Origin of the sequence: Terriglobus saanensis SP1PR4 (genome assembly GCF_000179915.2) — a bacterium.
Taxonomy (GTDB): Bacteria; Acidobacteriota; Terriglobia; order Terriglobales; family Acidobacteriaceae; genus Terriglobus; species Terriglobus saanensis.
Map to the genome: position 1 here is coordinate 3,918,209 of NC_014963.1, position 26,828 is coordinate 3,945,036.

41 protein-coding genes are annotated in these 26,828 nt (G+C 57.8%); 6 read left to right on the forward strand and 35 right to left on the reverse strand.

From position 1 onward, the window contains the following. The first annotated feature begins 11 nt into the window (after positions 1-11). The 6 genes from ACIPR4_RS22580 (at position 12) to ACIPR4_RS15945 (ending at position 4,128) form a co-directional block, all read left to right on the forward strand. Positions 12-464, forward strand: a complete 453-nt coding sequence (locus ACIPR4_RS22580) for a hypothetical protein (RefSeq protein WP_144312458.1) — start codon at positions 12-14, stop codon at positions 462-464. Between the two features lie 42 nt (positions 465-506). Then, the gene (locus ACIPR4_RS22815; protein WP_013569688.1) at positions 507-899 is read left to right on the forward strand and encodes a hypothetical protein; all 393 of its coding nucleotides are present in this window, start codon (positions 507-509) and stop codon (positions 897-899) included. Positions 900-977: 78 nt separating this feature from the next. Then, complete coding sequence (locus tag ACIPR4_RS15930; protein WP_013569689.1) at positions 978-1,448, forward strand: hypothetical protein; 471 nt, start codon at positions 978-980, stop codon at positions 1,446-1,448. A gap of 72 nt (positions 1,449-1,520) precedes the next feature. Next, complete coding sequence (locus ACIPR4_RS15935) at positions 1,521-2,768, forward strand: FAD-dependent oxidoreductase (protein ID WP_013569690.1); 1,248 nt, start codon at positions 1,521-1,523, stop codon at positions 2,766-2,768. Positions 2,769-2,865: 97 nt separating this feature from the next. Continuing rightward, entirely contained in the window at positions 2,866-3,453 is a 588-nt protein-coding gene (locus ACIPR4_RS15940; protein ID WP_013569691.1) for a YciE/YciF ferroxidase family protein, read from the forward strand. Positions 3,454-3,570: 117 nt separating this feature from the next. Then, entirely contained in the window at positions 3,571-4,128 is a 558-nt protein-coding gene (locus tag ACIPR4_RS15945) for a DUF2911 domain-containing protein (protein WP_013569692.1), read from the forward strand. Positions 4,129-4,130: 2 nt separating this feature from the next. Here ACIPR4_RS15945 and ACIPR4_RS15950 read toward each other — a convergent pair whose 3' ends face one another. The 35 genes from ACIPR4_RS15950 to rpsG form a co-directional block, all read right to left on the reverse strand. Then, positions 4,131-4,667 (reverse strand): VanZ family protein, encoded by a 537-nt coding sequence (locus ACIPR4_RS15950; protein ID WP_144312459.1) that lies wholly within the window; start codon positions 4,665-4,667, stop codon positions 4,131-4,133. Positions 4,668-4,774: 107 nt separating this feature from the next. Beyond that, positions 4,775-5,251: a 50S ribosomal protein L17 gene (gene rplQ, locus ACIPR4_RS15955; protein WP_013569694.1), complete on the reverse strand. Its 477-nt coding sequence runs from the start codon at positions 5,249-5,251 to the stop codon at positions 4,775-4,777. 84 nt (positions 5,252-5,335) lie between these two features. After that, on the reverse strand, positions 5,336-6,436 hold the full coding sequence (locus tag ACIPR4_RS15960; RefSeq protein ID WP_013569695.1) for a DNA-directed RNA polymerase subunit alpha: 1,101 nt from the start codon (positions 6,434-6,436) through the stop codon (positions 5,336-5,338). Between the two features lie 145 nt (positions 6,437-6,581). Continuing rightward, a complete protein-coding gene (gene rpsD, locus ACIPR4_RS15965) occupies positions 6,582-7,211 on the reverse strand; it encodes a 30S ribosomal protein S4 (RefSeq protein ID WP_013569696.1) in 630 nt (209 codons plus the stop codon). 146 nt (positions 7,212-7,357) lie between these two features. Then, positions 7,358-7,783 (reverse strand): 30S ribosomal protein S11, encoded by a 426-nt coding sequence (rpsK, locus tag ACIPR4_RS15970; protein WP_013569697.1) that lies wholly within the window; start codon positions 7,781-7,783, stop codon positions 7,358-7,360. Beyond that, positions 7,783-8,163 (reverse strand): 30S ribosomal protein S13, encoded by a 381-nt coding sequence (rpsM, locus tag ACIPR4_RS15975; RefSeq protein WP_013569698.1) that lies wholly within the window; start codon positions 8,161-8,163, stop codon positions 7,783-7,785. The genes rpsK and rpsM overlap by 1 nt, the downstream gene beginning before the upstream one ends. 169 nt (positions 8,164-8,332) lie before the next feature. Beyond that, positions 8,333-8,446 carry a 50S ribosomal protein L36 gene (gene rpmJ, locus ACIPR4_RS15980; protein ID WP_013569699.1) on the reverse strand — a complete coding sequence of 38 codons (114 nt, stop codon included), beginning with the start codon at positions 8,444-8,446 and terminating at the stop codon, positions 8,333-8,335. A gap of 42 nt (positions 8,447-8,488) precedes the next feature. Next, complete coding sequence (infA, locus tag ACIPR4_RS15985) at positions 8,489-8,707, reverse strand: translation initiation factor IF-1 (RefSeq protein WP_013569700.1); 219 nt, start codon at positions 8,705-8,707, stop codon at positions 8,489-8,491. A gap of 43 nt (positions 8,708-8,750) precedes the next feature. Further along, a complete protein-coding gene (gene map, locus ACIPR4_RS15990) occupies positions 8,751-9,500 on the reverse strand; it encodes a type I methionyl aminopeptidase (protein WP_013569701.1) in 750 nt (249 codons plus the stop codon). Positions 9,501-9,532: 32 nt separating this feature from the next. Next, a complete protein-coding gene (locus ACIPR4_RS15995; RefSeq protein ID WP_041586875.1) occupies positions 9,533-10,210 on the reverse strand; it encodes an adenylate kinase in 678 nt (225 codons plus the stop codon). Positions 10,211-10,246: 36 nt separating this feature from the next. Beyond that, the gene (gene secY, locus ACIPR4_RS16000; protein WP_013569703.1) at positions 10,247-11,644 is read right to left on the reverse strand and encodes a preprotein translocase subunit SecY; all 1,398 of its coding nucleotides are present in this window, start codon (positions 11,642-11,644) and stop codon (positions 10,247-10,249) included. A 109-nt stretch (positions 11,645-11,753) separates the two neighbouring features. Then, positions 11,754-12,242 (reverse strand): 50S ribosomal protein L15, encoded by a 489-nt coding sequence (gene rplO / locus ACIPR4_RS16005; protein WP_013569704.1) that lies wholly within the window; start codon positions 12,240-12,242, stop codon positions 11,754-11,756. Positions 12,243-12,342: 100 nt separating this feature from the next. Further along, on the reverse strand, positions 12,343-12,531 hold the full coding sequence (gene rpmD, locus ACIPR4_RS16010) for a 50S ribosomal protein L30 (RefSeq protein WP_013569705.1): 189 nt from the start codon (positions 12,529-12,531) through the stop codon (positions 12,343-12,345). Between the two features lie 44 nt (positions 12,532-12,575). Continuing rightward, positions 12,576-13,082 carry a 30S ribosomal protein S5 gene (rpsE, locus tag ACIPR4_RS16015; RefSeq protein WP_013569706.1) on the reverse strand — a complete coding sequence of 169 codons (507 nt, stop codon included), beginning with the start codon at positions 13,080-13,082 and terminating at the stop codon, positions 12,576-12,578. Between the two features lie 57 nt (positions 13,083-13,139). Next, complete coding sequence (rplR, locus tag ACIPR4_RS16020) at positions 13,140-13,505, reverse strand: 50S ribosomal protein L18 (protein ID WP_013569707.1); 366 nt, start codon at positions 13,503-13,505, stop codon at positions 13,140-13,142. Positions 13,506-13,577: 72 nt separating this feature from the next. Beyond that, positions 13,578-14,117, reverse strand: coding sequence for a 50S ribosomal protein L6 (gene rplF / locus ACIPR4_RS16025; RefSeq protein WP_013569708.1), 540 nt, complete (start codon positions 14,115-14,117; stop codon positions 13,578-13,580). A 169-nt stretch (positions 14,118-14,286) separates the two neighbouring features. After that, positions 14,287-14,685 carry a 30S ribosomal protein S8 gene (gene rpsH, locus ACIPR4_RS16030; protein WP_013569709.1) on the reverse strand — a complete coding sequence of 133 codons (399 nt, stop codon included), beginning with the start codon at positions 14,683-14,685 and terminating at the stop codon, positions 14,287-14,289. Between the two features lie 123 nt (positions 14,686-14,808). Further along, complete coding sequence (locus ACIPR4_RS16035; protein ID WP_013569710.1) at positions 14,809-14,994, reverse strand: type Z 30S ribosomal protein S14; 186 nt, start codon at positions 14,992-14,994, stop codon at positions 14,809-14,811. A 45-nt stretch (positions 14,995-15,039) separates the two neighbouring features. Then, on the reverse strand, positions 15,040-15,585 hold the full coding sequence (rplE, locus tag ACIPR4_RS16040) for a 50S ribosomal protein L5 (RefSeq protein WP_013569711.1): 546 nt from the start codon (positions 15,583-15,585) through the stop codon (positions 15,040-15,042). A 117-nt stretch (positions 15,586-15,702) separates the two neighbouring features. After that, on the reverse strand, positions 15,703-16,026 hold the full coding sequence (rplX, locus tag ACIPR4_RS16045; protein ID WP_013569712.1) for a 50S ribosomal protein L24: 324 nt from the start codon (positions 16,024-16,026) through the stop codon (positions 15,703-15,705). Between the two features lie 210 nt (positions 16,027-16,236). Next, positions 16,237-16,608, reverse strand: coding sequence for a 50S ribosomal protein L14 (gene rplN, locus ACIPR4_RS16050; RefSeq protein ID WP_013569713.1), 372 nt, complete (start codon positions 16,606-16,608; stop codon positions 16,237-16,239). A 53-nt stretch (positions 16,609-16,661) separates the two neighbouring features. After that, complete coding sequence (rpsQ, locus tag ACIPR4_RS16055) at positions 16,662-17,009, reverse strand: 30S ribosomal protein S17 (RefSeq protein ID WP_013569714.1); 348 nt, start codon at positions 17,007-17,009, stop codon at positions 16,662-16,664. A gap of 3 nt (positions 17,010-17,012) precedes the next feature. Continuing rightward, positions 17,013-17,264, reverse strand: a complete 252-nt coding sequence (rpmC, locus tag ACIPR4_RS16060; protein WP_013569715.1) for a 50S ribosomal protein L29 — start codon at positions 17,262-17,264, stop codon at positions 17,013-17,015. Between the two features lie 60 nt (positions 17,265-17,324). Beyond that, positions 17,325-17,756 (reverse strand): 50S ribosomal protein L16, encoded by a 432-nt coding sequence (gene rplP, locus ACIPR4_RS16065; protein WP_013569716.1) that lies wholly within the window; start codon positions 17,754-17,756, stop codon positions 17,325-17,327. 143 nt (positions 17,757-17,899) lie between these two features. Then, on the reverse strand, positions 17,900-18,568 hold the full coding sequence (gene rpsC, locus ACIPR4_RS16070) for a 30S ribosomal protein S3 (RefSeq protein WP_013569717.1): 669 nt from the start codon (positions 18,566-18,568) through the stop codon (positions 17,900-17,902). A 117-nt stretch (positions 18,569-18,685) separates the two neighbouring features. Beyond that, complete coding sequence (rplV, locus tag ACIPR4_RS16075) at positions 18,686-19,210, reverse strand: 50S ribosomal protein L22 (protein WP_013569718.1); 525 nt, start codon at positions 19,208-19,210, stop codon at positions 18,686-18,688. 70 nt (positions 19,211-19,280) lie between these two features. Next, positions 19,281-19,565 carry a 30S ribosomal protein S19 gene (gene rpsS / locus ACIPR4_RS16080; protein WP_013569719.1) on the reverse strand — a complete coding sequence of 95 codons (285 nt, stop codon included), beginning with the start codon at positions 19,563-19,565 and terminating at the stop codon, positions 19,281-19,283. Positions 19,566-19,588: 23 nt separating this feature from the next. Beyond that, complete coding sequence (rplB, locus tag ACIPR4_RS16085) at positions 19,589-20,413, reverse strand: 50S ribosomal protein L2 (protein ID WP_013569720.1); 825 nt, start codon at positions 20,411-20,413, stop codon at positions 19,589-19,591. A 139-nt stretch (positions 20,414-20,552) separates the two neighbouring features. Further along, positions 20,553-20,846: a 50S ribosomal protein L23 gene (locus ACIPR4_RS16090; RefSeq protein ID WP_013569721.1), complete on the reverse strand. Its 294-nt coding sequence runs from the start codon at positions 20,844-20,846 to the stop codon at positions 20,553-20,555. After that, entirely contained in the window at positions 20,846-21,526 is a 681-nt protein-coding gene (rplD, locus tag ACIPR4_RS16095) for a 50S ribosomal protein L4 (RefSeq protein WP_013569722.1), read from the reverse strand. Before rplD ends, ACIPR4_RS16090 begins: the two co-directional genes overlap by 1 nt. 111 nt (positions 21,527-21,637) lie before the next feature. Next, a complete protein-coding gene (gene rplC / locus ACIPR4_RS16100) occupies positions 21,638-22,366 on the reverse strand; it encodes a 50S ribosomal protein L3 (protein WP_013569723.1) in 729 nt (242 codons plus the stop codon). 92 nt (positions 22,367-22,458) lie between these two features. Continuing rightward, positions 22,459-22,779 carry a 30S ribosomal protein S10 gene (gene rpsJ, locus ACIPR4_RS16105; protein WP_013569724.1) on the reverse strand — a complete coding sequence of 107 codons (321 nt, stop codon included), beginning with the start codon at positions 22,777-22,779 and terminating at the stop codon, positions 22,459-22,461. A gap of 106 nt (positions 22,780-22,885) precedes the next feature. Next, positions 22,886-24,073 (reverse strand): elongation factor Tu, encoded by a 1,188-nt coding sequence (gene tuf / locus ACIPR4_RS16110; RefSeq protein ID WP_013569725.1) that lies wholly within the window; start codon positions 24,071-24,073, stop codon positions 22,886-22,888. 81 nt (positions 24,074-24,154) lie between these two features. Next, positions 24,155-26,245 (reverse strand): elongation factor G, encoded by a 2,091-nt coding sequence (gene fusA / locus ACIPR4_RS16115; protein WP_013569726.1) that lies wholly within the window; start codon positions 26,243-26,245, stop codon positions 24,155-24,157. Between the two features lie 77 nt (positions 26,246-26,322). Then, positions 26,323-26,796, reverse strand: a complete 474-nt coding sequence (gene rpsG / locus ACIPR4_RS16120) for a 30S ribosomal protein S7 (protein ID WP_013569727.1) — start codon at positions 26,794-26,796, stop codon at positions 26,323-26,325. Positions 26,797-26,828 lie beyond the last annotated feature (32 nt).

The following is a 26,828-nucleotide window of genomic DNA, read 5'->3' on the forward strand; positions in this document are numbered from 1 at the left end:
AGCTCCCTCCGATGAAGAATGCCCACTCCAACCTGCCATTACGCATCGCGATTTCGTTCGCAGCATTGGCAATCTGCTGGTATACATCCGCCGTTGCTGCAGGATTACGTTTTCAAGACCCCGGTATGACTGCTTTACTCTTTCTCTGGAGCCTACCGTTCTTCGCAGTTGGTTGGGTATTGGCGGGAATTCCTATGATCGCAATGGGCAATCGAATCCTCAGGATACACACGATACTTCTGGGTTTCGCAGGTGCCATTGCCGGGGCCTTCGCCATACTCATTCCATTTTTCGTCTCTGCCGTCATTGCGAATGGAACAATAAATTCTTCAGAATGGCGCTGGTCCTCCTTGGAAAGCTGGCCAGCTTTTGGTGCGGGAAACGGCACTTGTGCAGTAATTCTTTATCGTTGGATGCTCTCACGAGCTACTAAGCGAACAGAACCCAAACTTAGCACTGATTGAGTTCTCGTCGCTAGATTAGCGCGAACGCGCTGGAGATTGCCCTTGCTCAATAAGCGAATCCATCTGTACATAGTCAGCGCGCTGCTCAGCGCCCCGACCGCCCTTTTCGCTCAGATCTGCCCCGCGCCCCCTATCCCGATCTGGTCAGGCGAAGGGGGCGTTCCCACAGGCTATGGCAATCGAAAGGTCTTTCTCTCTCCGAACCAGCACAGCATAACTATTCCCTGGCCCAATCCGGACGGCACGGAAACAAAGCGAAGGTTTAACCTGCACAATGACATTGATCCCAATTTGCGCGTTCAAATCGAGGACACCTCCAGCGGCTTTCGATACACCTATCATCTCGAAAACGGAAAGCAGTCCAAAGATTCGTTGAACTCATTTAACCTCGCGATCTACCCGGACACCGAAACGCAGGCTGAGGCTGAGTTATGAAAGGGAGGGATTGCGATTTCAACGGTAAAAGAAAGGGCTGGACTCCCTGGAGCGCCTCCCGGGAGACTCGCTCTCTGGATGGAGCCTCTCGTGGGAGGCGTTGAGCACCCTCTGCCGCCTGGCGCGGCGACTAATTTCACGCTGGTAACGCGGGGCAGACCTGGATTCACGACGGCTGAGACAGAGCACTTTCCTCACCTCGATTTGACGGACGAATGGCCGGAGAATATTTTGTACGACCTCGGTGACGTGATCGGGCCCAGGTGCGTTGCCGATCATAGAATTACCCTGGGTCCGCGCTATGGCCCTGAGAACTCGGTAGCCCAAATTGCATCCGATTACATCGTCGGTATTCAGGAACTGGTCCGCACACATCGGCTTGAATCGAACTCACCCTTCCTCAAGGAAGTAATAGCGAGTTTGGATGCCATCGCCTCCGGCTCTTCCGCGCAGATCCCGATTACGCAAAAGGCACATTCCGAGATGGAAGCTGAGATTCTCAACGCCCTACAACTGTCCTTGCATGTCACTTACAAAGGTCCTCAATAGGCGTGCCGATCTCCACTCTTTTCCCGAGGTGCTATAACAAATCAAACCAAACAATCAGTGGAGATCCCTCGGATGGCCAAAGTTCCCCCCACGCCTCAGATAGACCGTCGTACGTTTCTGCACCGCTCTGGTGCGCTTGCCGGTCTGGGAGCTCTGGGACTTTCGGGTTGTGCCAGACAGGTACGCACTGCGGCCGCGCCTGCACTTCCCTTCTACGACGCCGTGGGTCCGATCCCGCCGATTCGCGCGCATGAAGATCGCATCTTCCGCATCACCGTCTGCCTGCGGCCCTTCCGCGCGGCGGGGCCTCGGTTGGATGCGGAATGGGTCGGCGACAAGTTCGTCGTCCACAACTACGGCCACGGCGGCAGCGGCTGGTCGCTCTCCTGGGGCTCGGGCGCCGTCGCAGTGCGCAAAGCTCTCGTCAACGGAGACAAGAACATCGCTGTGATCGGCTGTGGGGCCCTGGGCCTGACCTCCGCGACCCTGCTTCAGCGCGAAGGCGTGCGGGTCACCATTTATGCCAAGGAGAGGCCGCCCTTCGTGCGCTCCTCGCGCGCTACAGGGAGCTGGACGCCCGATTCGCGCATCGCGCTTGCCTCCGCCGCTTCAGCGGCCTTCCCGGCCGAGTGGGAGTCGATGGCGCGCGCTTCTTTCGCCATGTACCAGAGCTATCTCGGCATGCCCGGTAACCCCATCGAGTGGACCGACCGCTACGCTCTCTCGGATGAAGAAGGCGCTGTTCCGGGGCATTCGAGGACGACGGTTCCCGGTGCCGAGAAGCTCGATTTCGCCCGCTACCAGAACCGCATCCACGACCTGACGCCCGCGATGCAGCCTCTGCCGCCGGGAAGCCATCCCTTTCCTGTTCCCTTTGTCAGTCGCAACACTTCCCTCACCTTCAACGTGGCCGATTACTCGCGTCAGCTGCTCAATGACTTTCTGATTGCGGGCGGAAAGATCGAGACACAGGAGTTCCACTCACCGCAGGACCTCGCGGCATTACCACAGCGCACGTTCATCAACTGCACAGGCTACGGCGCGCGTGCTCTGTGGAGCGACGAATCCATCACGCCGGTGCGGGGCCAGATCGCGTGGTTGATCCCACAGGAGGGCGTCAACTACGGCCTGTATTACAAGGACCTCAACGTCCTCGGACGCCGCGATGGCATCGTGATTCAGGTCTCCGGGCAGGGCGAAGCGTCGGGTTGGAACGATACGAATGAGGCTCCTGACGTGGAAGAAGCGCACTCCGGAGTTCGTTCTCTGCAGGCGCTCTACCAGCGCATGGCGTCGATGCCTGCCAATCGTCGTGGCTGAGGATAGCGCGGCAACTCTCCGACATGAAAAGCACTCCTATCAACTGCGCGCGCGTCGCACGGTGAGCCCGCCGCTTGCATACACAAGGAGAATTTCCATGGGCTTGAGAGACGTATTGATTGATGAGTTGCGCGACCTGTACAGCGCTGAAAACCAGCTGGTAAAAGCACTCCCCAAAATGGCCAAGGGCGCGAAAGATCCGTCCCTGAAGGCTTCGCTTTCGAACCACCTCGAAGAGACCAAGGGCCAGGTTCTTCGCCTGCGTCAGGCCTTTGAGATCCTCGGCAAGAAAGCAACGGGCGAGCACTGCAACGGTATGGAAGGCCTGATTGAAGAGGGTCAGGACGCCCTGGAGAAGGACGAAGAGGGTGCAACGCTCGACGTCTGCATCATCGGCGCAGCCTCTCGCGTAGAGCACTACGAGATTGCTGGCTACACCGCTTCGATCGAGATCGCCAAGGCACTTGGCGAACGCGATGTCGTTGCGCTGCTGACAGAGACGCTCAACGAAGAACTCGTCGCTTCCAAGACCCTCCAGGGTGCGGGCAAGGTGCTGATCAAGCAGTCTGCCGCGGACTCCAAGGTCAATGAGGACGGAGACAAAAAGCCGAAGTCGGCCAAGGAAAAGACCTCCGACAAGAAGAGCAAGGAAGACGAGAAAAAGGCATCGCCCAGCATCAGATAGTCGACGATCGCAGTTATGGAAAAATCGGCCTTCGCCACCTCTGGCGGAGGCCGCTTTCTTTGGTGTAGGGTTTGAAAGCGCTCACAGGATTCAGAACGAGTCGCAAGGAGATTTCCGATGAAGAAGATTTTGCTCGCCACAGTTCTTGGTTGTTGCGCGTTAGGTGCAGCCGCGCAGACCATGTCCACGACACACATGACGCAGGAGAAAGACAAGCAGGGCGCAGCCCTTCCCAGTCCTCGCATGGAAACCTCCGCCATGCTGGGCAAAGCAAAGATCACCATCAGCTATGGCTCGCCCAGCATCAAGGGCCGCGAGATGAGCACGCTCGTTCCCACGGGAAAGATCTGGCGTCTTGGCGCAAATGAGGCCACATCCCTGACTTCTTCGGGAGATCTGATGATCGGAACCCAGCACGTCCCGGCGGGCAGCTACACCCTCTTCATCATGCCCACGGAGACCGGCTGGATGCTCGCCATCAACAAGCAGACGGGCCAGTGGGGCCTGACTTACGACGAATCGCAGGATCTTGGACGTACCCCATTGAAGTCCGCAACGCTGCCCTCATCCCAGGAGAAGCTCTCGATCAGCATCGAAGACATCAAGGGCGGCATGGGTCAGCTTCACATCAAGTGGGGCACGGTGAATGCTTCCACGATGATCATGGCGCACTAGTTCTAAGAAGGTTCGGAAACGACGGCGAGCGGACGAACGTCCCTCGCCGTTTTCTGTTTAACCCAGCGAAAGAAAAAGGCGATCACCAGCATCAGCGCAGCGCCCGACGAGTCCAGCAGAACATCGCTTACCAGTCCTGTCCGGTTGGGGAGGAAGGACTGATGTACTTCGTCTAGGGCGGCAACAAGCATCGTGTTGAGAAGCGCCATCTGCAAAGCCCACCGCCAGCGCTCACGCCAGGCCTCCCAGGCAAAGCGAGGTTGCCACGTGCGCAACCAGGCGCGAAGCCACGCCAGCCCCTGCGCCCCATAGCCGAGGAAGTGGCCGGTCTTACGGAGGTGGTGGTGAATATGGTCCCACTCTCTATTCGTTACAACGCCAAAGAGGGCCTGCCAGATGGGGCGCAGGATGCGTCCCGTATGGTCGCCGCCAAAGCTCGCCGTCGACTCGCGCACGATAACAAGCAGCATCACTACAACCGGCCACCAGGTCGATACGAGGAAGCGTCTTCGCGACGGGGATTTTGCAGGGATAGGCATTCATTTCAGAGTAACCTGAAAGGCTTAAAAGCAGATCCCTTAGCGAAGGGATCTGCTTTACAAAAGAGGCGCACCCGAAGGTGCGCCTCTTCCGAAACAAGAAACGACTACGCTGCGGGCTCTTCGCCCAGCTCGCCGCCGCCATTTGCTTCCATCTGCTTCTGCAGTTCTTCGCGCTTCTTCGTGCGAGCATCTGCCTGCTTCTGGCGCTTCTCATCCAGTTCGGTCTCGGCTCCGAGGAGCTCAATGAAGGCCTTCTCGCCGCCATCGCCCTTGCGGAAGCCAGAGCGCGTGATGCGCAGGTAGCCGCCGTTGCGGTCGGTGTAACGGGGAGCGACCACAGCGAACAGACGCGTAACAGATTCCGGCGTCATCATGAACGCCAGTGCCTGACGGCGCGCATGTACGTCGCCGCGCTTGCCCAGAGTAATCATCTTCTCAACCAGGGGCCGTACTGCCTTGGCCTTGGTCACGGTGGTTTCGACGCGATCCTCGATCAGAACCGAGGTGACCAGGTTGCGCAGCAAAGCGCGACGGTGGCTGGGATTACGTCCGAGTTTGAATCCTGCATTGCGATGCCGCATGGCGTGTTCTCTCTTTAACTCAAAATTTCTGACTACTTAAAGCTTCGTGGCGGAGCAGACTTTCGCAGCCCGCTCCGCACACGTTTAGAAGTTTTCCGTCTCTGCCGCGCCGTCGAGTTCGAGGTCGTCTTCCACGTCATCGTCGTCTTCGTCGTCAAAGTTGCCGAAGCTGGCAGCAAGCGTCGCTGCCGGCAGAATGGAGGTCGGTCCGGGAACAGGGTTGCCGCTCTCGTCGATCTTCATGCCAAGCGAGAGACCCATCTGAGCAAGGATTTCCTTGATCTCGTTCAGGCTCTTGCGACCAAAGTTCTTGGTCTTCAGCATTTCGGCTTCGGTCTTCTGGATCAGCTCGCCGATGGTCGCGATGTTGGCGTTCTTCAGGCAGTTGTAACTGCGTACCGAAAGCTCCAACTCTTCGACCGAGCGGTTCAGGTTATCGTTGCGCATCGCCGGACCATCGTGCGAGCCATCCAGACCAGCTTCCATCTCCTCTTCAAAGTTGATGAAGATGGTCATATGGTCCTTGAGCAGCTTGGCCGAGAGGCCGAGGGCGTCCGCAGGAAGCACGGTGCCGTTCGTCCAGATCTCGATGGTCAACTTGTCGTAGTCGGTGATCTGACCGAGACGCGCTGCGTCCACGGTGTAGTTCACCTTACGCACAGGCGAGTGAACGGAGTCGACCGGAATGAATCCGATGCCGAGATCCGGATCAAAGTTCTTGTCTGCGGAGACATAGCCACGGCCGCGCTTCAAGCGCATCTCCATGTCCATCTTTCCACCCTCGGACACGGTCGCGATGTACACGTCCTTGTCGAGAATCTCTACATCGCCGTCAGCCTCGATCATGCCGGAGGTGACAACACCAGGCTGGTCGACGCGCAGGTACAGCGCCTTCGGGCCTTCGCCATTCAGTTTGAACGGGATCTGTTTCAGGTTCAGGATGATGTCGGTCGCATCTTCAACTACGCCAGTGATCGACTGAAACTCGTGCAGTACACCTTCGAGACGGACAGCTGTTACAGCTGCGCCTTCGATGGAAGAAAGCAGTGTGCGACGAAGACCGTTGCCGATCGTCGTTCCGAACCCGCGCTCGAACGGCTGCGCGCTGAACTTGCCATACTTCTCGGTGAGCGTTTCGCCCTCAACTGCAAGGCGCTTCGGTTTTTGAAAACCTCTCCAGAGCATTGTTCTTTTCCCTTTCCCTCTGCCCGTGCACATCTGCGAAGCATTCTGCAGAGGCCGAACTTCGGTCCGTACGGTTGGTGTTGCTCATGCTGCGAGCACAAGCCAGCGGGACAATACCCGCTGACTCGCTCGCTTACAAAATCGTTTACTTCGAGTACAGTTCGACGATCAGCTGCTCGTTGACCGGGAGCTGGATATCTTCGCGCTTCGGGAAGGCAATGACCTTACCGGAGTAGTTATCACGATCGATCTCAAGCCAGGTCGGCGTGCTCTGGGCAGCGGCGAAATCCTTCGCGCCCTCGGCAATCGTCAGCTTCTTCGACTTCTCACGGAGCTCGATGACATCTCCAACCTTCACCTGGAAGGAAGGAATGTTCACCTTGCGGCCGTTCACATTCACATGCCCGTGACGTACGACCTGACGCGACTGACGGCGTGCGATCGCAAATCCAAGACGGTAAACCACGTTATCCAGACGTGTCTCAAGCTGCTGCAGAAGCAGTTCGCCCGTGACACCGGTGCGGTTGGAAGCCTTCTCGTAGTACGCGCGGAACTGGGTCTCCAGCGTGAAGTAGATGCGCTTGGCCTTCTGCTTCTCGCGGAGCTGCAGGCCGTAGCCTACGATCTTCTTGGCGCGTGCCTGACCGTGCTGGCCCGGCGGGAAGTTGCGCTTTTCAATGGCGCATTTGTCTGAGAAGCAACGTGTTCCCTTGAGAAAAAGCTTAACGCCATCGCGCCGGCAAAGACGGCAGACAGCTCCTGTATAACGTGCCATTTCATACTCTCCAAAACTTCAGGTGACGATCGTTTTACGCGGGCATCCGCTTCATCACGATCCGTGTAGTTGTTAGTTTTGAGTTTCTAGTTGTTAGCCACGAACGACTAACAACTAGAAACTAATAACTCAAAACTCCAAAAAACTTATACGCGACGGCGCTTGGGCGGACGGCAACCGTTGTGCGGGATCGGCGTGACGTCACGGATGGACCGGACATCAAGACCGGCGGCAGCCAGTGCACGTACCGCGGACTCACGGCCCGAACCAGGACCGGAGACGCGCACGTCGACCGAACGGAGGCCGTGGTCGCGAGCTGCAGTCGCGGCGTTGACCGCTGCCTGCTGCGCCGCGAAGGGCGTTCCCTTACGCGACCCGCGGAAGCCGAGCGAACCCGAGCTCTTCCAGCTCAGCGTGTTGCCGGTCTGGTCCGTGATGGTCACAATGGTGTTGTTGAAGGTCGCCTGTACGAATACGAGGCCGTAAGGAACGTTCTTCCGTTCCCGCTTCTTGAACTTCTTGTTCTTGCCGGCCTTGCCGGTCTTAGCCTGCTGATTCTGCTGCTTCGCCATTACTTGGTCGCCTTCTTCTTTCCGGCAACGGTGCCCTTACGCGGGCCCTTCCGTGTGCGCGCATTGGTGTGCGTGCGCTGTCCGCGCACAGGCAGGTTGCGGCGATGCCGCAGACCACGGTAGCTCTGGATCTCGATCAAGCGCTTGATGTTCAAGGAGATATCCTTGCGCAGATCGCCTTCGATGCCACCCTCCGCCTCAATCACCTGGCGAATCTTGTTCAGTTCGTCCTCATCGAGCGTCTGCATCTTGCGAATCGGATCGATGTCCGCCTTCTTCAAGATGCTGAGCGCGCGAGGATCGCCAATTCCGAAAATGTACGTGAGCGCGATTTTTGCCTGCTTGTTGTTCGGCAGATCGACGCCAGCAATTCTTGCCATCTCTCATCTTCTTTCATGCTCCTGGCGCTGTCGCCAGAGGAGCGGTTGAGCAGAGTTCCCGGGGTTCATCGCAAGCCTTGACTTCGGCTAACTCGCCCTTTGTGTGCCTTCTCTTTCCTGAGAAGGCTGGGTTCCGCTTTGGTTAGTGCCAACTGCAAACAACCAGAGATTAACCCTGGCGCTGCTTATGCTTGGCGTTCTCGCAGATCACACGCACCACACCGCGGCGGTGAACGATCTTGCACTTGTCACAGATCTTCTTTACAGATGCACGAACCTTCATTGCTACAACCCTCAGTTCTTCTTACTTGCTACTTACCACCGATTACTTATAGCGGTAAGTAATGCGCCCGCGGTTCAAGTCATACGGGCTCAATTCAATGGCGACGCGATCGCCAGGAAGGATACGGATGAAGTTCTTGCGCATGCGTCCTGAGACATGGGCCAGCACCTGATGCTTGTTCTCCATCTCGACCTTGAACATCGCATTCGGCAGCGTTTCAACCACCACTGCCATGACTTCAATTGCATCTTCCTTCGACAAACGCTCTCCTCGTAACTTCTACTGCCAAAACCGTTGCGAAACCTTATCGCGTAAGAACCAGAGGACCGTCTTCCGTCACCGCAACCGTATGCTCAAAGTGGGCGCTCCAGCTGCCGTCCACGGTCACTGCGGTCCAACCATCTCCCAGAACCTTCACCTCGGGACGTCCGGCATTGATCATCGGCTCAATCGCCAACACCATGCCCGCCCTCAGCTTTGTACCTTTACCGCGCTTGCCATAGTTCGGAACCTGGGGATCTTCGTGCATCTTCTTGCCAATGCCGTGTCCCACGAACTCCCGCACTACGCCAAACCCTTCCGCCTCACAAAACTCCTGCACCGCAGCGCCGATATCGCCAAGCGTCTGGCCTACCTTCACCTCTTGAATCGCCTGCTCCAGCGACTGCTTCGTCACTTCCAGCAGTTTGCGTGTCGCCGCGCTGGTCTTGCCTACCGCGTGCGTGACTGCCGCATCGGAGTAGTAGCCATCCAGAATCACACCGCAGTCCACGCTCACAATATCGCCATCTTTCAGCTGCTTGCTTGCCGAAGGAATACCGTGAATCACTTCATTGTTCACCGAGGTGCACAGGCACGCCGGGTAGTCCATATATCCCTTGAAAGCAGGTTTTCCGCCCAGCTCGGCGATCTTCCGCTCCGCAATCTTCTCTAAATCCATCGTCGAAACGCCCGGCTTCACTGCCTGCCGAACCGCCTCATGAACCTGGCTGAGAACCTCACCGCTGCGACGCATCTTCTGGATTTCCTGAGGAGTCTTGATCGCAATCGCCATGCTGTTCTTTCGCCGTCTTTCTTCCTGCTACTTCATTTCTTCCGCAACCGCGCAATGGCGGCCACGATGTCGCCGGTTACCGCTTCAACTTCACGGTCCCCGTCGACGACTTCAAATCGACCCAGTGTGCGGTAGTGCTCGATCACCGGAGCCGTCTGCGCATGGAATACCTTCATGCGCTCGGCAAACTTCTCTTCCGTATCGTCTGCCCGCTGTTCGAGGGCCGCACCTTCCACATCGCAGACCCCGTCAACCTTCGGCGGAGAGGAAAATACGTTGTAGATGCTTTTGCACACGGGACAGGTCCTGCGTCCCGTAATACGGCCCAGCAATTGAGTATATCCAACTTCCATGCTTACTGCAACGACCGGAAGGCCTCCGACCCGCGCCAGATGCTCATCCAGCCAGTCTGCCTGCGGTAAAGTCCGGGGAAATCCGTCCAGGATGTACCCGCGACCGCAATCTGACTGCGAAAGCCGATCCGCCACCATAGCATTCACCAGGTCGTCCGGCACCAGGTGGCCGCTGGCGACCAGCTCCCCAAACTCAACACCCAGCGGCGTTTTTGCCGCGATGTTGGCCCGGATGATGTCGCCCGTCGAAATCTGGGGAATTCCCCAGGCTTCCATGAGAATCTGCGCCTGCGTCCCCTTGCCGACACCGGGGGCGCCCAAAAGGAGAACCGGCCCGGGGACGAAATCCTTCCCCATGGCCGGCTTCTGTTCTTTAGCTTCCAACGTCACCAGTTACCAGCTCCGACGGCCACGTACACGGCCGCTCTTCGGCGAGAAGCCGTCGTAATGCCGCATGATCAGCTGCGACTCGATCTGGTTCGCCGTATCCATCGCAACACCCACGACGATCAACAGCGAGGTTCCGCCGAAGTAAAAGTTCACTCCGAGACCATTCGTGATCCAACTCGGCAGATGGTCGAAGACCGGACCGATCAGCCAGAGATGGTTCAAATGCACACCGGAGATGAGCATCGTCGGGATCAAGGTGATGATGATCAGGTAGAGCGCACCCAGAAGCGTGATGCGGGTAAGAATGTCGTTCAGGTAGTCGCTGGTACGACGGCCTGGACGAATTCCGGGGATAAAGCCGCCGTACTTCCGCATGTTGTCTGCAATATCATCCGGACGGAAGACGATGGAGATATAGAAGTATGCAAAGAAGATAATCGCAACGAACTGCACCAGTTCGTACCACGGCTCACCGGGACGAAGGCCCTCGGTCAGCTTGCGGAAGAACGTAATGTTCTGGACCCACTGGGCGTTGGCAAAGAGCAGCGGAGCTGAGAGGATCGAACTTGCGAAGATGACCGGCATCACACCGCCGGAGTTCACCTTCAGCGGAAGATGCGTGCTCTGTCCGCCCATCATGCGGCGGCCAACGATGCGCTTCGCATACTGCACCGGAATCCGGCGCTCAGAACGCTCGACAAAGACAATAAACGCTACGACCGCGATCATAAGAGCAACGAGGATTGCAATGGCAACCGGGGTAAATCCACCCCATGCGCCGTCGCGTGCCTTCTCCCACAGATCCTGAATGCCGCGCGGCAGGCCGACGACGATACCCGTAAAGATCAGCAGCGACATACCGTTGCCGATACCGCGCTCTGTAATCTGCTCACCCAGCCACATAATGAAGGCCGTACCCGTGGTCAGCGTCAGCACGCAGAGGAAGATGAACTTGCCCGAGCTGATCGTGACCATCGGAGCGCCGGTGGCGCTCTTGGTCAGGGTCAGGGCGATGGCGAAAGACTGCACGATCGCAAGCAACACCGTGACATAGCGTGTCCACTGGGTGATCTTGCGGCGACCGACTTCGCCTTCCTTCTGCAGTTTGGCCAGTGGCTCGTAGATGACCGTCAGCAGCTGGAAGATGATCGACGCCGTGATGTACGGCATGATGCCCAGGGCGAAGACCGTCAACTTACGCAGGTTGCCGCCCGTGAACATATCCATCAGACCGAGCGAGGATCCTGCCATCTGCTGGAAGTACTGCGCCAGCATCTCAGGGTTGATACCCGGTGTAGGGATGTGGCCGCCAAGACGATAGACGGCCAGCATGGCAAGCGTGAAAAGCACGCGATTGCGCAGGTCGGGGATGCGGAAGATGTTGAGAAACTTGTCGAACATGAGAGAGGATGTTCCTTTGGACGTGCCTGGCTGACTCTTCTACACTTGCCGCAAAGGGCCGGGCACCAGGCCCGACCCATCACGAAAATCCACGCGGGAGAAATCCAGTTTACGCGGTCTCTGCCGTCTCTGCAGCTACCGGAGCGCCGACGATGATAATTTTTCCGCCCGCCTTCTCGATAGCAGCCTGAGCAGCCTTCGAAGCCTTATGCGCGTGCACGGTCACAGCGGTCGTAATTTCGCCGTTTGCCAGCACCTTGACCAGGCCGTTGCGCTTCTTCAGGATGCCGAGCTGCTGCAACTTCTCGAGCGTGAGCTCTTCGTTGCTGGTCGCTGCGATCAGGCTGATGCGGTCCAGACCAAGGACGAGGTACTCCTGGCGGAAGATGTTGGTAAATCCACGCTTGGGCATACGACGGTGAAGGGGCATCTGGCCGCCTTCGAAACCGCGCATCGCGCGCGAACCCGAGCGCGAACGCTGTCCATCGTGTCCACGGGTGGAGGTCTTACCCATACCCGAACCCATACCGCGGCCGACGCGCTTTTTGTTGCTATTCGCACCCTTAGGTGCGTGAAGGTTAGAGAGATTCAGTGCCATTGTGTTTCCTCGCTCACGCCGGATCGCTCCGACTCGCATATTTTTTGGCTGGAAAGATTTCCAGCGATCGCGCCGCCCGAAGGCAGCGCTCATAGTTCAACTACTCGACGATACGGACCAGGTGCGGAATCACGTTGATCATGCCGCGGATCGAGGGTGTATCCTCACGCTCCACGATCTGATTCAGACGCGTAAATCCGAGGCCCTTGACCACCAGCTTGTGCTTCACCGGGGTTGCAATCTTCGAGCGGAAGTACTGGATCTTGATCTTGCCGACGTTCTCTGCCATAACTTTTCTCCAGGGTCCCGAAAGCTAACGGGAGCGAAAACTTTTTAGAGCTCTTCGACGGTCTTGCCACGCAGAGCAGCAACTTCAGCCTTGTCGCGCAGCTGGATCAGGGCGTCAAATGTCGCCTTGATCACGTTGTGCGGGTTGGCCGAGCCGAGCGACTTCGTGAGCACGTTCTGCACACCGGCAGAGGTCATCACCGCGCGCACAGCGCCGCCGGCGATCACGCCCGTACCTTCAGGAGCGGGCTTCAACAGCACCTGGCCCGAACCGTAGTGGCCGAGAACCTGATGCGGAATCGTCGTCGCCGTGAGGTTGATCTTGAAGAGGTTCTTCTTCGCGGATTCGATGCCCTTGCGGATTGCCTGGGGCACTTCCTTCGCCTTGCCGGAGCCGTAGCCCACAATGCCCTGCTCCGCATCGCCGAGAACGACGAGCGCGGCAAACGACATGTTCTTACCGCCCTTAACAACCTTGGTCACGCGATTGATCGCAACGACCTGGTCCTTCAGGTTCAGCTTGTTCGCATCGATCTTTTTCTGAAACGCCATCTTGTGTTTCCTTCCGGGCCGCCAGGCCCTCAAATCCCAATATCTACTCGAACTCGCTTAAAACTCGAGACCGGCTTCGCGAGCCGCGTCCGCCAGGGCCTTGATGCGACCGTGATACAGATAGCCGCCGCGATCGAAGACCACCTTCTTGATGCCCTTTTCCTGCGCGCGCTCTGCGATCAGCTTGCCAACGGCCTTCGCTGCATCGATGTTGCCGCCAGAGGTCTTCTCTTCGCCCTTCTTCACGATCGTGGACGCTGCTACGATCGTCGCGCCAGTGGCGTCGTCGATCAGCTGCGTGTAGATGTGGTTGAGCGAGCGATAGACGTTGAGGCGGGGACGCTGTTCTGTTCCTGAAACCTTGGCACGAACGCGCTTGTGGACGCGCTGGCGAACTGTATTCCGTTTGATCTTCGTAAGCATGGTGTCTCTCTTTTCCTAGTAGCGGGGCCAGCCTCTGGCCCCGTTCGGTTTCAAATTCTTTCCGTCGACGACTTACTTGGAACCCGTCTTGCCGACCTTCTTCTTCAACTTCTCGCCCGTGTACCGTACACCCTTGTTCTTGTACGGGTCCGGCTTACGCAGCGAACGCATATCGGCGGCAACCTGGCCGACCTTCTGGCGATCGATGCCTGCGATGCTGAGGTGCGTCTGCTTCGGATCGATCGTCACTTCAATGCCCGTGGGCAAAGGAAACTCAATCGGATGCGAGTAGCCGAGCGTGAAGACAACCAGGTCCTTGCCCTTCAACTCCGCACGGTATCCGATACCGACGATGTCCAGGTCCTTCGTCCAACCCGTCGTCACACCGGCAACGGCGTTGTAGACGAGCGAACGTGCCAGGCCGTGAATTGCAGCCTGAGAGTCATTGTCGCGCTCCGCGTGCAGGAAGCCGTCCTTCTCCACCAGGCGGATGCCGGTCGGGAGAAGTGCGTTCGTCTTGCCCTTCGGTCCGGTCACTTCAACGATATTTCCGTTGACCGTGTACTTTACGCCGCCCGCAAGCGAGATCGGTTTTTTTCCAATACGTGACATCGTTTCAATCCTTGTCGGCTTGCGAGTCCCGGTGTGATCGCTCACCCGTTCCACTGCAGCCAGCGGAAACCCTTCCGCTTACTTCAAAACTTCATCCGGCAGCAACGCGCCGGCCACACACTATCGCATCAGCAAGACGCGCGAAGCGCTTCCCGCCGTGCGCGCAGCACTACCAGACGTGGGCCAGAACTTCGCCGCCAACGTTTTCCTTGCGAGCGGTACGGCCGGTCATCACACCCTTGGGGGTGGTCATGATCGAGATGCCGAGTCCACCCTGTACGCGACGGATCTCGTCCTTGCCGATGTACACACGGCAGCCGGGACGCGAGATGCGCTTCAGGTCGCGGATCGCGGCTTCGTTGTTCGCGCCGTACTTCAGGTACACGCGGAGGACCTTCTTGCCGTCTTCTTCGGTAGCCTTGTAGTTCGAGATGTAACCCTCTTCCTTCAGAATGCGGGCGATCTCGGCCTTCAGGTTCGAGGCGGGAACGTCCATCTTCTGGTGGCGGGCACGCATCGCATTGCGAATACGCGTCAGGAAATCTCCTACTGGGTCGGTCAGATTCATTCTCTCTCCTTCATTCCTCGTTCGCTCGCGGTGTCTCCGCAAGAACCAGCAGGAATGTTGTGGTGCCCGCTCGCTAGGAGCGAACACCGAAATCGTTTTGCGCCGAAGCGCGGAAGGCAGTGCTTACCAGGACGACTTGACGACGCCTGGAATCTCGCCCTTGAGCGCGAGACCACGGAAGCAAAGACGGCATACGCCGAACTTGCGTAGGTAGGCGCGAGGACGTCCGCACAGCTGGCAGCGGTTGTGCTGGCGGCACTTGAACTTCGGCTTCTTTGCGTCTTTTACAGCTTTTGCAGTCGTTGACATAGTCTCTTCAGTTCCTCTGCGCGCAGAGCGCGCTCTTACGAAAGTTTATGCAGCCCGGAACGGCATGCCGAAGTGCTTCAACATCACGCGGGCCGAGTTGTCATCGGTCGCAGAGGTCACGATCGTCACGTTCATACCCTTCAACTTCTCCACCTTCGAGTAATCGATCTCGGGGAAGATGAGCTGATCGCGCAGACCGAGCGTGTAGTTGCCGCGGCCGTCAAAGCTCTTGGCGGATACTCCCTTGAAATCGCGAACGCGGGGCAGAGCCACCGCAATCAGGCGATCCAGGAACTCGTACATCGCGTCGCCGCGGAGAGTCACCATGGCGCCAATCGACTGGCCTTCACGGACCTTGAACTGGGCGATGGACTTCTTCGCCTTGGTCAGGACCGGCTTCTGTCCGGTGATCTGGGCCAGATCGCTGACGAGAGGGTCGATGATCTTGTTGTTCTGGGTGGCTTCGCCGAGACCCATGTTGATCACGATCTTCTCGAGACGGGGAACCGCCATTGTGTTCTTCAGGTCGAGATCCTTCTGGATCGCTGCCTTCAGTTCGCTGTTATATCGTTCCTTCAAACGTGCTGCCATGATCTTGATCTCTTTCTCCACGGTCGTCGGAGTGGATACCGTTACGTGGGGTGAACCGTTATTACTTACAAAAAATCTAGTTGTTCCGCGCGCAGCGTATCGCTGTCCGCGCAGGACCTACTTCTTCTTCGGTGCCAAGGTCTCGCCGGTGGTCTTGGCGTAGCGCTCACGCTTGCCATCTTCCAGGACGCGGAAACCAACGCGGGTCGCCTTGCCGTTCGAATCGATCAACATCACATTCGACATGTGCACGGCAGTCTCCTGTTCGGCGATGCCGCCCTTGATGTTCTTCTGCGGATTCGGCTTAACATGCTTCTTCACGATGCCGACCTGCTCGACCAGAACACGGCCCTTATCGTTGAGCACGCGCAGGACGCGGCCCTTCTTGCCTTTGTCTTTGCCGGCGGTCACGATGACCGTGTCGTTGCGCTGAATGTACATAATTCTTCCTTCTTCCTGATCGCGCGGGATTGCTTACACACGAACCTCGGCGTAAACCTGCGCCGGTTCAGGTAAATTCTTTCGATTGCCCTGCAGATCACATCCTCATGTACTCACCGTCCGAAGCCGGGGTCTACGCAAGAACCAAACCTGATAAGTGTACATCAAAGCCGCCGATGGTTCCACCGGCAGCCCTAAAACCAGCCAAAACTAGATAACTTCCGGCGCCAGCGACACGATCTTGAGGAACTTCTTGTCGCGCAGCTCGCGGGCCACGGGTCCGAAGACACGCGTTCCAACCGGCTCGCCCGAGTCGTTGATCACGACGGCGGCGTTCTGGTCGAAGCGGATGTACGTGCCATCGCGACGGCGGTATTCCTTGCGGGTACGGACGATCACGGCCTTTACGACCTTGCCCTTCTTGACCGTGCCATCGGGGGAAGCTTCCTTGACGGCAGCCGTGACTACATCGCCCAGGCCAGCCTTTTTACCCAGACCGCCACCAAGCGGCAGGATCACCTGCAGACGACGTGCGCCGGAGTTGTCGGCTACGTCGAGGATCGTTCTCATCTGAACGGACATTGTCGTATCTCCAAAAATCTCTTACATCAAGTGCGGCTCTCGCGAGCCAGCCATTAAGCCTTGGTCGCAGCCTTCGCGTCCGGCAGCGTGTTCAACGAGGAGCGGCGGACGATCTCGTCCAGCGTCCAGCGCTTCAGCTTGCTCAGTGGGCGGCTTTCGCGGATGCGAACCTGGTCGCCTACGCGAGCCGAGTTCTGTTCGTCATGCGCGTAGAACTTCTTGTTGCTCTTCACAACGCGCTTGTACTTGGGATGGGCCTTGCGCATCTCTACCGAGACGACAATGGTCTTGTCCATCTTGGTGGAAACAACTTCGCCCACCTTCTCGTTGCGGCGCGCCGGAGCTTCACCCTGGGGGGTGGCCACTGTTGCTGTCTTTGTCTCTACAGTTGTCTCTGCCATGGGTTAGCCCTTCTTCGCTTTCTTCTTGGTGGTGGGTGCATCGGTCTCCGTGGGAGCCTTTGCAATACCCAACCGGCGCTGGCTTTCAAGCGTCTTGATGCGCGCTACGTCCTTGCGCAGTCCACGAATGTTCTTCACGCCTTCGTTGTTTCCGAGGCCCTGCTGAAACCGCAGGCGGAAGAGCTGCTCTGCAGCCTTCGCCTCTTCGGTCTTCAACTCACCGTCGCTCAAGTTCTGGATCTTATCGAGTGCCATCTCTAGTCTCTTCCTTCAAACCGTCATCTAGCGCATGCCGTTGCCGGCGGCGCGGGCTGCTTACTTCGCAGCCACAACCTTCACATCATGCCGCTGCACGAAAATCGTACGCAACGGAAGCTTGTTCGACGCCAACCGCATCGCTTCACGCGCAATCTCGGGCGTCACGCCTTCCATCTCGAAGAGCAGCTTGCCGGGGCGAACTACCGCAACCCAATGATCGAGAGCACCCTTACCGGATCCCATTCGAACTTCGGCTGGCTTCTTCGTGATCGGCTTGTCCGGGAAAATCCGCAGCCAGACCTTGCCGCCACGCTTGATGAATCGTGTCATCGCAATACGGCTCGCTTCGATCTGACGATCGGTGATATAGCCGCACTCCAGAACCTTAAGACCGTAGTCTCCAAAAGCCAACTCAGAGCCGCGCCAGGCCTTGCCGCGCATCTTGCCCTTCTGCTGCTTCCGGTACTTTACCTTCTTTGGCATCAACATAGTTTTGCTCTCCCGCGCCGGGCCTGGATCTCACCTTCGGAAAGGTGAAACCCGTCTCCCGCGCTCAATCAATTCTTAATCTCACTCTTAGCCGATCTCACAACTAAGAACTGGAAACTCGCAACTAAAAACTCGACAACGGCTTAGAACGCACCCGTGGTCGTAACGACGTCGCGGCGCTTCTTCTGCTCGTAGATCTCGCCCTTGTACACCCAGGTCTTCACACCGATGATGCCGAAGGTGGTGTGTGCCTCGGAGAATCCGTAGTCGATGTCGGCGCGCAGCGTGTGCAGCGGCAGACGTCCCTGCAGATACCACTCCGAACGCGCAATCTCGTTTCCGTTTAGACGGCCCGAAACGCGTACCTTGATGCCCTTGCAACCGAAGCGCAGAGCGGAGTCCACAGACTTACGCATGGCGCGACGGAACGAAACACGCTTCTCGAGCTGCAGGGCGATGTTCTCGCTCACCAGCTGAGCATCGAGCTCCGGCTTGTTCACTTCGAGGATGTCGATGAAGACTTCGCGCGAAGTGCGCTTCTGAATGTCGGCCTTGAGCTTGTCGATCTCTGCGCCCTTGCGGCCGATGATGATACCCGGACGCGCGGTCTTGATGATCAGACGAAGCTTGTTGCCTGGACGCTCGATCTCGACGGACGAAACACCGGCAGCCTTCAGCTTCTCGCGAAGCTCGGCCTTCAGCTTGACGTCCTCGACGAGGAGCTTGTCAAATCCGCGCTCTACGAACCAGCGCGACTTCCACGGCTTGTTGACGCCGAGGCGAAACCCATACGGATGGACTTTCTGTCCCATAAATTTCCTCTCACTCCAAACCCACCAGCCCTTGTCCGCGGACGAGGCACTCATCGGGTCATTAAACCTCGCCGCTCTATCCGAGCCCGAGGGTGTGTGCTTCCGGTACCGCCAAACTTACTTTGCTGCTACTGCTTTCTTCGCAGGAGCCTTCTTTGCAGGGGCTTTCTTTGCTGCAGCCGCCTTCTTGGCAGCAGGCTTGGTGCCTGCCGTCGCCGAAGCGGTTGCGTCCGTGCCGTCCACCTTCGGGGTCGTGTGCTTTTCAGCAACGGTCACGATGATGTGCGCGAGTCTGCGCTGGTAGCGGAACGCACGGCCCATGGGGGCAGGGCGGATACGCTTCAGACGCGGACCTTCGTTGGCTACGGCCATCTTGACGTAGAGGTTGTCGACGTCAAGGTCAAAACCCTGCTCTTCGCTCAGGTAGCTTGCGTTGTGAACCGCCGAACGCAAGGCCTTCTCCACAATGGGTGCAATGCGCTTCTTGGAGAACATCATCGTGGTCAGCGCGGTTTCCACGCGAAGACCCTTGATCATATCCAGAACCAGCTTTGCCTTCTGCGGGCTGACGCGCTGGAAGCGCGCCTCGGCACGGAACTCCCGCGCCTGCCCTGCTATCGTCTTTTCGGCCTTCTTTGCCATAATTTCTTCCTTCACGCCTCGGTCATAGCCGAGGTGAACTCAATGCCCAGCCGTTTGCCGGGTAAACCGTTTACTTCGACTTCGCCGAGCTCTCGGCCTTCGCCGCGTGGCCCTTGAAGGTACGCGTCGCAGAGAACTCGCCCAGCTTGTGGCCGACCATGTTCTCAGTCACGTACACCGGAACAAACTTGCGGCCGTTGTGGACAGCGATCGTGTGACCAACGAACTCGGGGAAAATCGTCGAGCGGCGCGACCACGTGCTGATCACCTTCTTGGTATTCGCCTCATTCAACGCAGCCACCTTGGAAAGCAGATGCTCGTCGATGAATGGGCCCTTCTTCGTAGAACGTGCCATGTCTTAGCTCCAGATCCTGTCGATTACTTGCTGCGGCGGTTGACGATGAATACGTCGGTCCGCTTGTTGTTACGGGTCTTGTATCCACGCGTTGGCTGGCCCCACGGAGTCACTGGGTGACGTCCGCCGGAGGTCTTACCTTCACCACCACCATGTGGGTGATCCACAGGGTTCATCGACACACCACGGTTGGCGGGACGAATACCGCGCCAGCGGCTTGCGCCTGCCTTGCCCAGCGTAATGTTCTCGTGCTCCGTATTGCCGACCTGGCCAATCGTCGCCATGCACTCCACGAGCACCTTGCGGGTCTCGCCGGAGGGCAGCTTCAGAAGAGCGTAATCGCCTTCCTTCGCCACCAACTGGGCGCTCGATCCAGCCGAACGCACCATCTGTGCGCCCTTGCCGGGACGAAGCTCAACGTTGTGCACGGTCGTCCCGGCGGGGATGTTCTTGAGCGGCAACGCATTGCCTACAAGAATGTCCGCTTCCGGTCCGCTCATGATCTCCTGGCCCACCTTCAACCCAACGGGCTGAATGATGTAGCGCTTCTCACCATCGGCATAGTGCACGAGGGCGATACGCGAGCTACGGTTTGGGTCATACTCAACGGTTGCAACGGTAGCCGGAATGCCGTACTTCTCACGCTTGAAGTCGATGATGCGCAGCTTCTGCTTGTGTCCACCACCGTGGTGGCGCATCGTCATCGTTCCGGTCGAGTTACGTCCACCCGTACGCGGCTTGCTCGTGAGCAATGGCTTGTGGGGCTTGTCCGTTGTGATGTCGTCGTTCACCAGACGCGCCTGGAAGCGCAACGTCGGTGTTATCGGTCTGAATGTTCTAATCGGCATCGCTTTATTTCCTTGCCTCTCCGCATAGCTTTTACAGCGCGCGGCTCTCTCAAATCTTCAAATCAATCGACTCAGCTCTTACCCTGGACAGAAGCAGCTGACTCGCTGACTTGCTGACCTGCTGACTCGCTGCGACTTACTACAGGTTCGTCGCATACTCCGGCATCTTCTCGCCGGCCTTCAGGCGGACATACGCCTTCTTCCAGTCGGGGCGATAGCCGGTAAACTTGCCGCGGCGGCGTTCCTTGCCTACGACGTTCGTTGTGCGAACGCTCGAAACCTTCGTCTTGAAGAGAGTCTCGACCGCCTGCTTTACTTCGGTCTTGGTCGCATCGTGCGCGACTTCAAACACCAGCGTGTTCTGCGAATCCTTGATGCCAATACCCTTTTCAGTGATCAGGGGGCGGCGGATTACGTTATAAAGAGTCGGCATTACGCAACCTCCTTCTCAGCAGCCAGCCCGTGCTTGCGCTTGCTGACGTTCTTCTTCAACATCTCCTGGATCGCTTCAAAAGCGTCCTTCGAGAAGATGGCGTGCTCATAACGGAGCAGATCATAAGGGTGAACTTCCGAGCTGAGCACCAGTTCCACACCGTCCAGATTGCGCGATCCGAAGAAAGCGTTCTCTGTCAGCTTGTGGCCACTCTCGACCAGCAGGGCCGTCTTCTTGGCATCCAGCTTGTCCAGCGCCTGGCGGTAGAGCTTGGTCTTCGGCTCTGCAGCGGCAAGGCTCTCAACAACAGTCAGCTTGCCGTCGGCCAGCTTCGAAGCGAGCGCCGAGCGCAATGCGCCCATGAGCTTCTTCTTCGGGAACTGGTAATCGTAGCTGCGGGGCTGAGGTCCGTGGACCGTTCCACCACCACGCCAGATAGGCGAGCGGATCGAGCCAACGCGCGCGCGGCCGGTACCCTTCTGCTTCCACAGCTTCTTGCCCGCACCGGACACAAGCTTCTTGTTCTTCGTTGCAGCCGTTCCCTGGCGCAGCGATGCACGATAGTGCTTCACTGCCTCCCAAAGGAGGGCCTCATTGACTTCAACTCCGAAGACCTCATCGGCAAGTTCAACCTCGCCGACGCGCTCTCCGTTGAAGTTCACTACATTGATCTTTGCCATCTCATATCCTTCGGCCCCGTACCATTGCGGCGGCCATTCTTTGAAATCGATATTCACCTTGCAGACAAGCCTGAATCAGACTCCGCAACCAGTGGTACTACTTACGAGCAACTACTTCTTTTTGGAAGGAGCTGCCTTCTTGGAAGCCTTCAGCGGATCGACCGTTCCCGAACCACCGAACCCACGACGCTCACGCGGCGGAGCCTTGGCACGAGAGACGAGAACCACACCATCACGCGGTCCCGGGACTGCGCCTTCGACCATGATGAGGTTGTCCTCAAGGTCGATGCCGCGGATCCGCAGGTTGCGAACGGTAATCTGTGCTGCGCCCATGTGGCCCGGCATACGCTGGCCAGGAAACACGCGGCTGGGAAAGCTGGATGCGCCGATCGAACCCTGCACCTGGAACATATGTCCATGCGACTTGGGTCCGCCGCCGAAACCGTGACGACGAATAACGCCAGCGAAACCGCGGCCCTTCGAAGTTCCGATCACGTCAACAAACTTTGCATTTTCGAAGATGTCGATCAGAACGCGATCGCCCGACTTCACAGCCTCTTCGCCTTCGGCGGAAGCTTCGAACGGGACTTCGCGGATGATCTTGACCGGAGGCACGCTGCTCTTGGCAAAGTGACCCGTCATCGCCTTGTTGATCTTGCTTGCCTTGACGAACTCAACGAGACCGATCTGGGCGGCTTCGTAGCCATCCTTCTGCATCGTCTTGAGCTGTGTGATCACGCAAGGTCCAGCCTTGATGACCGTGATCGGGTGAACATCACCGCGCTCGTCAAATACCTGTGTCATGCCGATCTTGCGACCGAGAATTCCTGTGACTGCCATTTCTTCCTCTCCTCATCATGCTCAACGCGTGAGCACTGCCGGTCTTACCCGAAAATCTAATTACTGATAACTGACAACAAAAAAACTTGAAACTACTTGGTGACCGTTTTGATCTCTACGTCTACGCCAGCGGGAAGATCGAGCTTCATGAGCGCATCTACCGTCTGCTGCGTCGGCTCGAGGATATCGATCAGGCGCTTGTGCGTGCGGATCTCGAAGGCCTCGCGGCTCTTCTTGTCCACGTGCGGGGAGCGAAGAACGCAGTACTTGTTCTTCATCGTGGGGAGCGGAATGGGTCCCGCAACCTGTGCGCCCGTGCGCTTTGCCGTCTCAACGATCTCGCCCGTGGATGTATCCAGAACGCGATAGTCGTATGCCTTCAGGCGAATCCGGATTCTCTGCTGTCCAGCCATAATGTCTCTCTTCTTTCGTACTACTAAAGATCTTGGTTTCTGTGCTGCGGTTCGTAACGAACCGCAGCCTCACACTGATAACTTGCGACTTACAACTTGAAACTACTTACTTGATGATCTCGGAGATGGTACCGGCTCCGACGGTACGTCCACCCTCACGGATGGCGAAGCGCAGACCCTTTTCCATCGCCACCGGCGTGTGCAGCGTGATCTCCAGCGAGATGTTGTCGCCCGGCATCACCATCTCTGTACCTGCTGGCAGCTTTGCCGATCCCGTCACGTCCGTGGTCCGGAAGTAGAACTGGGGACGGTAGCCGTCGAAGAACGGGGTATGACGTCCGCCCTCTTCCTTCGAAAGAACATAGATCTCGCCCTTGAACGTCGTGTGCGGCGTGATCGATCCCGGCTTGGCCAACACCATGCCGCGCTCCACATCTTCCTTCGCGATACCGCGTAGAAGAAGACCAGCGTTATCGCCCGCAAGACCCTCGTCCAACTGCTTCTTGAACATCTCAACGCCCGTCACAACCGTCTGGCGCGTCTCGCGGAAGCCAACGATCTCCGCAGGTCCACCCACGTTGATGCGGCCACGCTCGATACGGCCCGTCACCACAGTTCCGCGGCCGGAGATCGAGAAGATATCTTCGATCGGCATCAGGAACGGCAGGTCCACGAGACGGTCAGGCTGGGGAACGTTCGCGTCCACAGCGGCCATCAGCTCGTCTACGGAGGCTTCCCACTGCGCTTCGCCGTTCAGAGCGCCGAGGGCAGAGCCGCGGATCACGGGAACGTCGTCGCCAGGGAAGTCATACTTGCTCAGAAGCTCGCGCACTTCCATCTCGACCAGGTCGATCAGCTCCGTGTCTTCCACAGCATCGCACTTGTTCAGGAACACAACGATGTACGGTACGCCTACCTGGCGCGCCAGGAGAACGTGCTCCTTGGTCTGGGGCATCGGTCCGTCGGTCGCTGCCACCACGAGGATCGCGCCGTCCATCTGCGCTGCGCCCGTGATCATGTTCTTGATGTAATCGGCGTGGCCCGGGCAGTCGACGTGGGCATAGTGACGGTTCGCCGTCTCATACTCCACGTGCGAGGTCGCAATCGTAATGCCGCGCTCGCGCTCTTCCGGTGCGTTGTCAATCGTGTCGAACGAACGGAAGCTGTTCTTCGGGTTGTGCTTCGACAATACCTTCGTGATCGCCGCCGTCAACGTCGTCTTGCCATGATCAATATGACCAATCGTTCCTACGTTTACGTGCGGCTTAGACCGGTCAAACTTTTCCTTCGCCATGTTGCTCTCCGTTACTTCAAAATCGGTTACTGAAAATCTTTAATTGATTCGCGCCGAAGGCTTCCGCCCGTCCGGCGAGGACTATCGTTCTTTGCCCTGGACCTTCGCGATGATCTCTTCCGAGACCGAGCGAGGCGCTTCTTCGTAGCGGCTGAACTGCATCGAGTAGTTTGCGCGACCCTGCGTGGACGACCGCATGTGGGTAGCGTAGCCGAACATCTCGCTGAGCGGAACGTTCGCCTTGATCACCTGCGAACCTCCGACCATCTCCATGCCTTCAATGCGTCCGCGGCGCGAGTTCAGATCGCCGATGATCGTTCCCATGTACTCTTCGGGGACGGTCACTTCAACGCTCATCACAGGCTCCAGAAGAACCGGCTTCGCTTTGCGCGCAGCTTCCTTGAACGCCATCGAACCGGCGATTTTGAACGCCATTTCGTTGGAATCGACATCGTGATACGAACCGTCGTAGAGGCTGACCTTGATATCGACCATTTCGTAGCCCGCCAGAATGCCGCCCTGCATGGCTTCCTGGATGCCCTGGTCGATCGGCTTCACGTATTCCTTCGGAATCGCTCCGCCCTTGGTGTCGTTGGTGAACTCGTAACCCTTGCCTGGCTCGTTCGGCTCGATGCGAATCTTCGCGTGGCCGTAGTTACCAGAACCACCCGACTGGCGGATGTACTTGCCTTCCGCGTCGGAGTTCGTGCGGATCGTCTCGCGGTACGCCACCTGGGGCTTACCAACGTTCGCTTCCACCTTGTACTCGCGCATCATGCGGTCGACGATGATCTCGAGATGAAGCTCGCCCATGCCCGAGATGATGGTCTGATTCGAATCCGGATCCGTGTGAACACGGAAGGTAGGATCTTCCTGCGCCAGCTTCGAGAGAGCCATGCCCATCTTTTCCTGATCGGCCTTGGTCTTCGGTTCTACCGCAACCGCGATGACGGGCTTCGGGAAGTCGATGGACTCGAGAACGACAGGATCCTTCTCAGAGCAGATGGTGTCACCTGTGACCAGATTCTTGAGACCGACAGCTGCGCAGATATCGCCCGCCATGATCTCGGTAATCTCTTCACGCTTGTTCGCATGCATCTTGAGCAGGCGACCGATGCGCTCCGTCTTACGCGTACGCGGATTCAGAACGGAGTCTCCGGTCTTCAGCACGCCCGAGTAGATACGGATGAAGATCAGCTGACCCACGAAGGGATCGGTCATGATCTTGAACCCGAGAGCCGAGAGAGGCTCCTTATCGTCCGCCTTGCGGATGATCTCCACTTCCATGTCCTCGGGATCGTGACCGATCATCGGAGGAATGTCGAGCGGGCTCGGCAGGTAGTCAACGACTGCATCGAGCAGCGTCTGTACACCCTTGTTCTTGAAAGACGAACCGCAGAGAACCGGGAAGATATGCATGCCGATCGTTGCCTTACGAATCGCAGACTTCAACTCTGCAACCGTCGGCTCCTGGCCATCCAGATACTTCTCCATCAGCGCATCGTCCTGATCGGCAACCGCTTCGATCAGAATGTTCCGGAACTCGACTGCCTTGTCCTTCAGGTCCGCGGGAATCTCTTCCACAGAGTACTTCGCGCCCATGGTCTCGTCGTGCCAGAGAATGGCCTTCATCTCCACCAGGTCGACCACGCCGGCAAACTTCGCCTCTGCTCCGATCGCGAGCTGGATCATGACAGCCTTCGCGCCGAGACGATCCTTGATCGTCTGCGTCGCGTACTCTGCATCGCCACCGTTCTTGTCCATCTTGTTGATGAAGCAGATACGGGGAACCTTGTACTTGTCCGCCTGACGCCACACCGTCTCCGACTGGGGCTGCACACCAGCAACCGCGTCGAAGCATGCGACCGCACCGTCGAGCACACGGAGCGAACGCTCCACCTCAGCGGTGAAGTCCACGTGGCCCGGGGTGTCGATGATGTTGATCAGGATGCCGTTCCAGGTGCAGGTCGTCGCGGCGGAGGTAATCGTAATGCCGCGCTCCTGCTCCTGCTCCATCCAATCCATGGTGGCAGTGCCCTCGTGCACCTCTCCGATACGGTGATTGACGCCCGTATAGAAAAGAATGCGCTCGGTCGTCGTCGTCTTGCCGGCGTCGATGTGAGCCATGATGCCAATGTTGCGACATTTATTGAGAGGTACTGTGCGAGCCACGGTCTTTTATCTCTTCTGCGAACTTCCGTCCGCGGTTGCAAAACCCATTCACTGCTTACTACAAACTTGAGCCCGAACTACCAGCGGTAGTGAGCAAATGCCTTGTTCGCTTCGGCCATACGATGAACGTCTTCCTTCTTCTTCATCGCGGCGCCACGGCCATTGGCAGCATCCAGAAGCTCAGCCGTCAACTTCTCGACCATGCCCTTCTCGCCACGGCTACGTCCGTAGCTCACCAGCCAGCGGATCGCGAGCGACGTACGACGCTCCGGGTTCACTTCGATCGGCACCTGGTAGTTCGCACCACCGACACGGCGGCTCTTCACTTCCAGCAGGGGCTTCACGTTCTCAACAGCCTTCTTGAAAAGCTTCAAAGCATCGTCGCCGCCACCCTTGGCTTCGAGATTCTTCATGCTCTCGTAGAAGATGCCCTGGGCGGTCGACTTCTTGCCGCCCCACATCATCGAGTTCACAAACTTGGTCACGAGGGTCGACTGGTACACCGGATCCGGTGAAACCTCACGCTTGGCGATATAACCTTTTCTTGGCATTGCTCTCTCTTCTCGTCTTCCTCCAGCGCCGT